The 8,998-nt window shown below is 64.0% G+C and carries 8 protein-coding genes and 1 pseudogene; 4 read left to right on the top strand and 5 right to left on the bottom strand.

All coding sequences use genetic code 11. The features are described 5' to 3' along the window. Window positions 1-85 precede the first annotated feature (85 nt). Entirely contained in the window at window positions 86-1,264 is a 1,179-nt protein-coding gene (locus tag ACKUUH_RS16740; protein WP_407951027.1) for a multidrug effflux MFS transporter, read from the bottom strand. Beyond that, window positions 1,261-2,073, bottom strand: coding sequence for a M48 family metallopeptidase (locus tag ACKUUH_RS16735; protein WP_407951026.1), 813 nt, complete (start codon window positions 2,071-2,073; stop codon window positions 1,261-1,263). Before ACKUUH_RS16735 ends, ACKUUH_RS16740 begins: the two co-directional genes overlap by 4 nt. Window positions 2,074-2,187: 114 nt before the next feature. Between ACKUUH_RS16735 and ACKUUH_RS16730 the strand changes: the two genes are divergently transcribed. Then, window positions 2,188-2,625 (top strand): VOC family protein, encoded by a 438-nt coding sequence (locus tag ACKUUH_RS16730; protein ID WP_407951025.1) that lies wholly within the window; start codon window positions 2,188-2,190, stop codon window positions 2,623-2,625. A gap of 6 nt (window positions 2,626-2,631) precedes the next feature. Here ACKUUH_RS16730 and ACKUUH_RS16725 read toward each other — a convergent pair whose 3' ends face one another. The 3 genes from ACKUUH_RS16725 to ACKUUH_RS16715 all read right to left on the bottom strand — a co-directional run bounded on the left by ACKUUH_RS16725 (window position 2,632) and on the right by ACKUUH_RS16715 (window position 6,718). Then, on the bottom strand, window positions 2,632-3,870 hold the full coding sequence (locus ACKUUH_RS16725; RefSeq protein WP_407951024.1) for a polyhydroxyalkanoate depolymerase: 1,239 nt from the start codon (window positions 3,868-3,870) through the stop codon (window positions 2,632-2,634). Window positions 3,871-4,116: 246 nt separating this feature from the next. Beyond that, window positions 4,117-5,808 carry a 2-isopropylmalate synthase gene (gene leuA, locus ACKUUH_RS16720; protein WP_407951023.1) on the bottom strand — a complete coding sequence of 564 codons (1,692 nt, stop codon included), beginning with the start codon at window positions 5,806-5,808 and terminating at the stop codon, window positions 4,117-4,119. Window positions 5,809-6,109: 301 nt separating this feature from the next. After that, window positions 6,110-6,718: an SCO family protein gene (locus tag ACKUUH_RS16715; RefSeq protein WP_407951022.1), complete on the bottom strand. Its 609-nt coding sequence runs from the start codon at window positions 6,716-6,718 to the stop codon at window positions 6,110-6,112. Window positions 6,719-6,914: 196 nt separating this feature from the next. On the opposite strand from ACKUUH_RS16715, the gene ACKUUH_RS16710 reads away from it, so the two are divergent. From ACKUUH_RS16710 to ACKUUH_RS16700, 3 genes and pseudogenes are all read left to right on the top strand, one after another. Then, window positions 6,915-7,511: an ankyrin repeat domain-containing protein gene (locus tag ACKUUH_RS16710; protein ID WP_407951021.1), complete on the top strand. Its 597-nt coding sequence runs from the start codon at window positions 6,915-6,917 to the stop codon at window positions 7,509-7,511. A gap of 77 nt (window positions 7,512-7,588) precedes the next feature. Further along, on the top strand, window positions 7,589-8,671 hold the full coding sequence (locus ACKUUH_RS16705; RefSeq protein WP_407951020.1) for an MBL fold metallo-hydrolase: 1,083 nt from the start codon (window positions 7,589-7,591) through the stop codon (window positions 8,669-8,671). 139 nt (window positions 8,672-8,810) lie between these two features. Further along, window positions 8,811-8,998 (top strand): annotated as a pseudogene (locus ACKUUH_RS16700) (hypothetical protein); the annotation flags it as partial.

Below are 8,998 nucleotides of genomic sequence, written 5' to 3'. Positions count from 1 at the left end.
ATACCCGGCAACCTCCAATGCGACGGTTTCGCAGAGGAATCCGCAGGGGGAGGGTGGTCCGGACGGCAGGCGGGAGGAAACGTCCCTAACGCTTCCGTCCGCTCATCGCGATTGCAAACGTCGTCACGCCCATCGCCGCGATGGTGCCGACCATCGGCATTGCGCTCGCATCGACGCCATGCCCCACATAGAGCCCGGCAAGCGCCCCCGCGACCGATTGCAGGAAGCCGAGCAGCGACGAGGCCGTGCCCGCAATATCGGGAAACGGCGTCAGCGCGCCCGCCATCGCCTGCGGCATGGTCGCGCCCATCGCGAAACCGTAGATCACGATCGGCGCCACGATGCCGAGCGCCGATGGCGTGGTGAGAAGCCCCGTCAGCATGAGAAGCCCGCCCAGCGCCGCGCAGAAACCGCCGAAGCGCAGCGTCGCGTCGATGCCCATGCGGCGCACGAGCCTTCCGCCCGCGAGCGAACCCGCGACATATCCGCCCGCCATCGCGCCGAAGCAAAGCCCGTAGGCGATCGGCGAATAACCGTAGAGCCCCTGCAGCACGAAGGACGAACCGGAGACGAAGGCGAAGAGCCCGCAAAAGGCGGCGCTCGCGATGGCGAGATATTTGAGGAAGCGCCGGTCGGCGATCAGCCTGCGATAGGCGCGCAGAATGGCGAGCGGCGCCGCGCTCTGCCGCCGCGCGGCCGGCAGCGTCTCGTCGAGGTTCACCGCCACCATGACGGTGAGCACCGCACCGAAGGCGCCCATCGCGATGAAGTTCGCCTTCCAGCCATAGACATCCTGCACAACGCCGCCGAGCATCGGCGCGAGTGCGGGCACGAGCCCCATGATAGCCGCCATCTTGGCGAGCATCTGTCCGGCTTCGGCACCGGTATAGAGGTCGCGCACGATCGCGCGCGCGAGAACCACGGAAGCGCCGCCGCCCACCGCCTGCAGGATGCGCGCGAGAATAAGCTGGTCGATGGTCGCCACGAAAAGCGAGGCGAAACATCCCGCCATATAAAGCAGGAAGCCGCCGATCAGCACGGGCCTGCGCCCATGGCGGTCGGCCAGCGGTCCGTAGAAGAGCTGCGATCCGGCAAAGGCGATGAGATGGGCGCTCAGCGTGATCTGCACCGTGCCCGCATCGGCGCTGAAATCGCGCGCGATGTCGGGCAGCGACGGCAGATACATGTCCGTCGACAGGGGACCGACCGCCGTCAGCGACGCCAGGAACACGGTGAAAGCCGCCGTGCCGGGCGTAAGCTTCATCTGCCCGGGATGTTTCCGCGGCTGCCGCCCGCGAAAAGTCCGACAGGGTCCGCGCCGAAGCGGTGCAGGCCCGGCCCGTTGATTTCGAGCCAGCGCTTGGCAGGCCCGTAATTCGGGATCGCTTCCTCGACCAGCCCCCAGAAGCGCGGCCCGTGATTCATGTGCCTTATATGCGCCACTTCATGCGCCGCCACATAGTCGAGCACATAGGAGGGCGCGAGGATGAGCCGCCAGGAGAAGGACAGCGCCCGCGTCGGCGAGCACGATCCCCATCGCGTGGTCGTGTCGCGCACCGTGATGCGCGACGGACGCACGTCGAAGAGTTCGGCATAAAAAAGCGCCCGGTCGTTCAGCTCGTCGCGCGCCTTTCCCTTCAGCCAGTCCGTCACCCGCCGCTGCACGAAGTCGGGATGTCCCGTCACGCGGATCTCGGGAAGCCCGCCCGTCTCCGCGCCCCGCACGCGCCAGACCGGCCCCTTCAACAGCGCGTCCTCGCGCCGCACGCCCGCATAGCGCACCACATGTTCCTTGCCGCGATAGGGAATGCGCGCACCGTTCTTGAAGGGAACGGGCGCGGGCACCTGGTGCAGCCGCTCGGCGATCCACTCGCGCTGCTCGCGCGCGAAAAGAAGCGCCTTGCCGAGGTTCCGGCGCGACGGCGTCGTGACGAGCACCGACCCCGCCGCAAGATCGACGCGGACGATCATGCGCTTGGCGCGGGGGTTATGCTTCACGGTAACGGGTACTGTCCGCCCTTCGATCTGCATGTAGTCGAGATGAAGCGAGGCGGATTTCACGGGTTTGTTCATAATGCGGTCGAGCCCAATGCCCCTCGGGCGTCCGCCGCTTCCGGCCGGAACCCGATGGGGGATGACGACGGTCTGGTCATTCCTGTCCGAAGGCAAAAGAGATAGGGTCGAATCATGTCAAGGATGCCACGATTTCATTTCGCTTTCGCGGTCGATGATCTCTCCGCCGCGAGAGATTTTTACGGCCGCCTTCTCGGTTGCGCCGAAGGCCGTTCCGACGCGCATTGGGTCGATTTCGATTTCCATGGCCACCAGATCGTCGCCCATCTCGCGCCCCGGCGCGAGGGGGCCGATGTCCCGGCGGCGGAAATCGCCAATCCCGTCGATGGCGACGAGGTTCCCGTTCCCCATTTCGGCCTGATCCTCGGCTGGGAGGCGTGGCATGAACTGGCCGGCCGCCTGAAGGCGGCAGGCATCCGCTTCGTCATCGAGCCGCATATCCGCTTCAAGGGAAAACCCGGCGAACAGGCGACCATGTTCTTCCGCGACCCCTCCGGCAACGCGCTCGAATTCAAGGCCTTCCAGGACGAGGCGCAGATCTTCGCGAAGTGAGCCGTCTTACCGCTGCGCGTGCCGGCCCATGAACTCCCGCACCCGCGGCGCGATTTCCGATTTCCAGCGCGTCCCGTTGAAGACACCGTAATGGCCGACGCCCGGCTGCTCCCAATGGCTCTTCATCGCCTCGGGCAGCTTCGGGCAGAGCTTGTGCGCGGCCTTCGTCTGGCCGACGCCGGAAATATCGTCCTTCTCGCCCTCGACGGTCATCAGCGCGGTCTTCGTGATCGCGTCGGGCCGCACGGTCTTGCCGCGATGGGTGAACTCGCCCTTGGGCAGCGAGTGCTTCACGAAAACCTCGTCCACCGTCTGCAGGTAGAACTCCGACGTCATGTCCATGACCGAGAGATATTCGTCGTAGAACTCGCGATGCTTCTCCGCGCTGTCGCCGTCGCCGGCGACCATGTGATCGAAATAGTTCCAGTGCGCGTCCATGTGCCGGTCGAGGTTCATCGCCATGAAGCCCGAAAGCTGCACGAAGCCCGGATAGACGCGGCGCATGAAGCCCGCATGCGGCCAGGGCACGGTGGTGATGACGTTGCGCTCGTACCATTCGGTGCCGCGTTCCGTCGCCAGCCGGTTCACTTCGGTCGGGCTTTCGCGCGTGTCGATCGGCCCGCCCATCAGCGTCATGCTGAGCGGCACGTAAGGATCGTCATTGTCATGCATGACGGCGACGGCCGCGAAGACCGGCACCGAAGGCTGGCAGACGGCGAGGAGATGCACGTCCGGCCCAAGCTCGTGGCACATGTCGATCACGTAGTCGATGTAGTCGTCGAGGTCGAATGAGCCTTCCGTGAGCGGCACCTTGCGCGCGTCTTCCCAGTCGGTGATGTAGACCTCGTTATAGGGAAGCATGGCCTCCACCGTGCCGCGCAGCAGCGTCGCGTAATGTCCCGAAAGCGGCGCGACGATGAGAAGCTTCTGCTGCGGCACGACATCCTTCATCGCGGAAGGCTCGCGCTCGAAATGGATGATCCGGCAGAAGGGCCGTTCCCAGACGATCTTCTCGGTGACCGGCACCGGCTTGCCGTTCACTTCCGTCTCGTGCAGTCCGAATTCGGGTTTACCGTAGCGCCGCGTCGTCGTTTCGAAAACGTCGATGGCCGCCGCCAGCGTCTTGTGCGCGACTGTCTCGGCGAAAGGATTGAGCGGATGGCGTAGCGCCCAGAGGCTCATTTCCGCGGCAGCCCGGAACGGCGCCACGGCGGCATGGTTCAGTTCATAGAGATGATACAGCACGCTCTACCTCACTCAGCTCGTGGGTCCCGCCCCATCGCCGCGACCCCGTCTTCCCCCGCGCCTTCATGTTGCGGCGCAACATGGAATGTAGGCGCCGCCTGCCGCCTCTCCAAGAGATTTTTCCGGGAAGAGCCGGATATGGTTACGGAAAATTTCTGTCAGGCGCCGCCAAACCGTCACGAAGGGAAATCCCCTTCATGACGGTTCAGTGACATTTCGATGACAGACGGCCGGAAAACGGGCGACTTATCCCTCACCGCCGCAGAGCCGGACCCACTCTTCGCATGGCCGGCGTGCCGCGGCGCGGTTCGCGCCCGAGATCATCGCCTTGAACGAGGCGGTGATGATGTTCGGGTCGATCCCGACGCCAAAGAGGTCGCCCGGATGCTCCGGGTCCGCCACTTCCATAAAGGCGACGGCCTTCGCGTCCGTGCCCGAGCCGATCGAATGCTCCTCGTAATGACGAAGTTCGACGCCGAGTTTCAGCGCGCTCATCGCCGCATCGATCGGGCCGTTGCCGAAGCCTTCGAGCTGCTCTTCCTTGCCGAAGCGACGTACACGGATTTTCACGCCCTGCTTGCCACCCTCGTCGAACAGCGTATGCGAGACGTATTCGATGGGTTCCTTCCGCGAAATATATTCCTTCTCGAAAATCGCCCAGATATCGGCGGCGCGCACTTCCTTGCCGCTGTCATCCGTCACGCGCTGGACGGCCTGGCTGAATTCGACCTGCAATCTCCGCGGCAGGCGGAGGTCGTACTCCGTTTCGAGAAGATAGGAGACGCCGCCCTTGCCGGACTGGCTGTTCACGCGAATGATCGACTCGTAAGTGCGCCCCAGATCTTTCGGATCGAGCGGCAGATAGGGCACCTGCCAGATGTCGCCTTCCTTGTAGGCCGCGAGTCCCTTCTTGATCGCATCCTGATGCGAGCCCGAAAAGGCCGTGAACACGAGGTCGCCGACATAAGGGTGGCGCGGATGGATCGGCAGCTGCGTGCAATATTCCGCCGTGCGCGCGATCTCGTTGATCTGCGAGAAATCGAGACCCGGATCGATGCCCTGGCTGTAGAGGTTCAGCGCCAGCGTGACGAGATCGACATTGCCCGTGCGCTCGCCATTGCCGAACAGACAGCCTTCGACGCGATCGGCGCCCGCCATCACGGCAAGCTCCGCCGCTGCCACCGCCGTGCCCCGGTCGTTATGCGGGTGTACGGACAGAATGATGCCGTCGCGCCGTTCGAGATTGCGGTGCATCCATTCGATCTGGTCGGCATAAATGTTCGGCGTCGCCATTTCGACCGTCGCCGGCAGGTTGATGACGGTCTTGCGATCCGGCCCCGCTTCCCAGATTTCGGTCACGGCGTCGACGACTTCCTTCGCGAAGTCGAGTTCCGTGCCCGAAAAGACTTCCGGGCTGTACTGGAACGTCCAGTTCGTCTCGGGCATCGTCGAGGCGATTTCCTTGATCTGGTGCGCGCTTTCCGTCGCGATCGCCTTCACACCCTGCTTGCCTTGCTGGAACACGACTTCGCGGAAGTTCGGCGCCGTCGCGTTATAGACATGAACGATTGCGTTCTTGGCGCCGCGCAAACTCTCCATCGTGCGCGAGATGAGTTCGGGCCGCGCTTGCGTCAGCACTTCGATCTTCACGTCGTCGGGCGCATAGCCGCCTTCCACGAGCTTGCGGATGAAACCGAAGTCCGTGTCGGAAGCGGATGGGAAGCCCGCCTCGATTTCCTTGAAGCCGATCTTCACGAGCATTTCGAACATGCGGAGTTTCCGTTCCGCGTTCATCGGTTCGAAAAGCGCCTGGTTACCGTCGCGCAGATCGGTGCTCATCCAGATAGGCGGTTTCGTGATCGTCTTCCCCGGCCACTGCCTGTCGGTGAGCGGCACCGGCGGGAAGGCGCGGTATTTGACGGATGGATTCTTCAGCATGACATGTCTCACATGTTCGGCGGAGCGATGCGCGTCACGGGCTCTCGTGGCACCGGTGAGGCGCAGTTTGGATTCGGCAATGTCGGAAAGGGAATGTTTTCTGCGCTCAGGCGCAGAGAAGCGCGCCCCGAAGAAGGGCGAGGTCGAGGCCGAGAGAAAGGCCCAGGGCGATATGCCGGTTGCGTTCCATGCGCGCGAACATAGGCCCCTCGCGCGGAACCGTCAAGACACGGACGAAGCACGGCGCCGGAAGGAAAAACCTTAATGGGACAGCGTCTCTGACCGGCTCGTGCCGGCCCGCTCACTCGATATAACTCGCGATCGCCTCGGCCATCTTGTCCGGCGGCGTCTGCGGCGGGAAAAGCTTGAGATACTCGCCGTCCGGTCCCATCAGGAAGACGATGGAGGAATGATCCATCGTGTAGTCCGTCGAGCTCTCGTCCTCCGCCTTTCGGTAGAAGACATGATAGGCCTTGGCGATGCTGGCGATCTGTTCCGGCGTGCCCGTCAGCCCCATGAGACGCGGATGGAAGAGCGTCACATAGCGTGCCATCACCTCCGGCGTATCGCGCTCGGGATCGATGGTGACGAAAAGGGGTTGCACCTTCTCTGCCTTTTCGCCGAGCTGGTCGAGTGCCGCCGACATGATGCCGAGTTCCGTCGGGCAGACATCGGGACAGAAGGTGAAGCCGAAATAGATCAGCATGTAGCGGCCGCGGAAGGTCTCGTCTGTCACCGTCTCGCCCGCATCGTTGACGAGGGTGAAGGGGCCGCCGACCTGCGCCTTGCCCGACGAGGAGACAGCACCCGATCCGCCGCTCCCCCCGACCATGAACTCGGACAGCCAGAGCCCGGCCGCAATGGCGATCAGCACGCCGATGACGAGAGCGATCTTGCCGTTGCGCGTCATGTTTTTCTCCCTGTTTCCGCAGGGTTCTGTCCCTGCTCCAGCCAACCGCCTTCGAAAACGGACGCGGAGGCCGTCCTTGGTCTATACTGCCCGGACCTCGGGGCTGCCGGCTTCCAATCCGGACCCCCCGCCTGTCTACCGTCAAAAGAGCTTTGAGAAAATGCTTCGATCAAGCGACCCGCTGCGCGGCGACACTATGACACGCAAATCGCTTCGCGCGGCCCCCTTCGCGGTGCTGGCCCTGCTCGTCGGCACGGTATTTTCCGGTATTTCGCCTGCCGCGGCGATCCAGCCGGGCGGTCCCACGAATTACATCGTCGACAACGACACGGTTCAGGCCGCTCGTACGGGCGACAACGAGACCCTGAAGGTGGACCTCGTGAAAGGCGTTTCGCCGAACGAAAGCGGCCGCGACAGGATTCCGATGCTGCTGCTCGCCGTCGGCAATGGCCATTTTTCGACGGTGAAGCTTCTGCTCGAATACAAGGCCGATCCCAATCGCCGCGCGCCCGACGGCACGACCGCGCTGTCGATGGCGGCGCTTTCGGGCCGCGCCGATATCGCCGCTGCCTTGCTCGAAGCGGGCGCCGACCCCAACAAGTCAGGCGCGAACCGCGAGGTTCCCCTTCTCATCGCGACACGGGCCAACAATGCTGGCGTCGTCGAGGTCCTTCTTCAGTACGATGTGGACCTCAGCGAGACCGACTTCACCGGCCGGTCCGCCCTCGATCTCGCCGAAGAGAACCATCTGCGCGAAATCGCCGGTCTGCTGCGCAATGCGGGAATGCAATAGCGGTTCCGCAAGGCGTCTCTTGCTGTCGTGCCAATTCATCCTATCTCTAGGACATCGACATTCGTGCCCAGGGTGTAATGACAAAGAGACGCGCATCATCGAAGCGGAATAGCCAGGTTGCCGGCGCCACGGCCTCCGGCAACGAGGCGCAGGACGAAACCCGTCCCTGGCACCACATGCCGGACGGCACGTTCCGCAACCCGCAGGGCTGCGCGAGCCGGGGCCAGGGGCGCATGAAACATGCAGGTCCCTTCTTTCTCGAAATGCTCAAGATGGGCGCGCGCAAGGTGGAGGTGCCGGAAGGCCATGTCGTGCCGCGCCCGCAGGCGGTGCGCGATCTTCAGCTTCATGCGGCGGAAGACGACGATTTCATCACCTGGCTCGGTCACGCGTCCTTCCTCATCCGCATCGGCGGCCTCACCGTCCTGACCGATCCCTATCTCACGACATTTGCAGGTCCAGCCGGTCTCGGCCCCCGCCGCTACGTGAAGTCGGGCGTGCCGATCTCGGCGCTGCCGCCGGTCGATCTTCTGGTCGTGAGCCACAATCACTACGACCATCTCGACGAACGGGCACTCGCGCGCCTGCCCAACAAGCACCGCATGACGGTGGTGGTGCCGCTTCGTCTCGCGCGCTTCTTCCGCGAGCGCGGCTTTTCGAACGTGATCGAACTCGACTGGCATGAGCGGCACGAGATCAGAGGCGTTTCCATCACGGCGCTGCCCGTTGTGCACTGGTCGCGCCGCTCCGGCTTCGACACCAACCGCACGCTCTGGGCGGGCTTCGCGCTCAAAAGCGCCAATCACCATCTCTTCTTCGGCGGCGACAGCGGCTATGGGCCGGTCTTTCGCGAACTCGGCGAGGCCTACGGGCCTTTCGACACGGCGCTTCTCGGCATCGGCGCCTATGAGCCGCGCGAAATGATGAAAGCCTCCCACGCGACGCCCGAAGAGGCGGTGCAGATGGGCCGTGACCTCAAGGCGCGCCGCGTCGTCGGCATGCATTGGGGCACGGTGCTCCTCACCGTGGAACCGCCTTTCGAGCCGCCGGAACGCTTTCTGAAGGCCGCGGAGGCGGAAGGCTACGAGCCCGAAAACACCTGGATCATGCGCATCGGCGAGACCCGCAAACTGGCGGGCGTCTGGCCGTCGAACGCCTGATGGAACCTTGATCGAAATCATGACGGCAGGCGCGTGAGGCACTAAACTCCGCTCCGAATTGAGGCGGAGACGATCGATGACCATGAGCGACGACCGGGTGGCCATGCACTGGCTGCGCCGGAATTTCCTGGCGGGCCGCATGCCGGGCGACCAGAGCGGGCAGGTGCGCCTGCAGACGCTGGTGATCCTGCGCTGGATGGCGATTGCCGGCCAGCTTGCCGCCGTGCTTCTCGTTCATTTCGGCCTCGGCTTTCCGCTGCCGCTCGGTCTCTGCCGAACGGTAGCGCAGCGTGAGGAAGACGTTGAGCCAGGCGGACGCCGCGATCA

The sequence above is a fragment of the Parvibaculum sp. genome (genome assembly GCF_045863935.1).
Taxonomy (GTDB): Bacteria; Pseudomonadota; Alphaproteobacteria; order Parvibaculales; family Parvibaculaceae; genus Parvibaculum.
The sequence above is the reverse complement of the archived record's forward strand: the minus strand, read 5'-3'. Positions and strand labels throughout refer to the sequence as shown.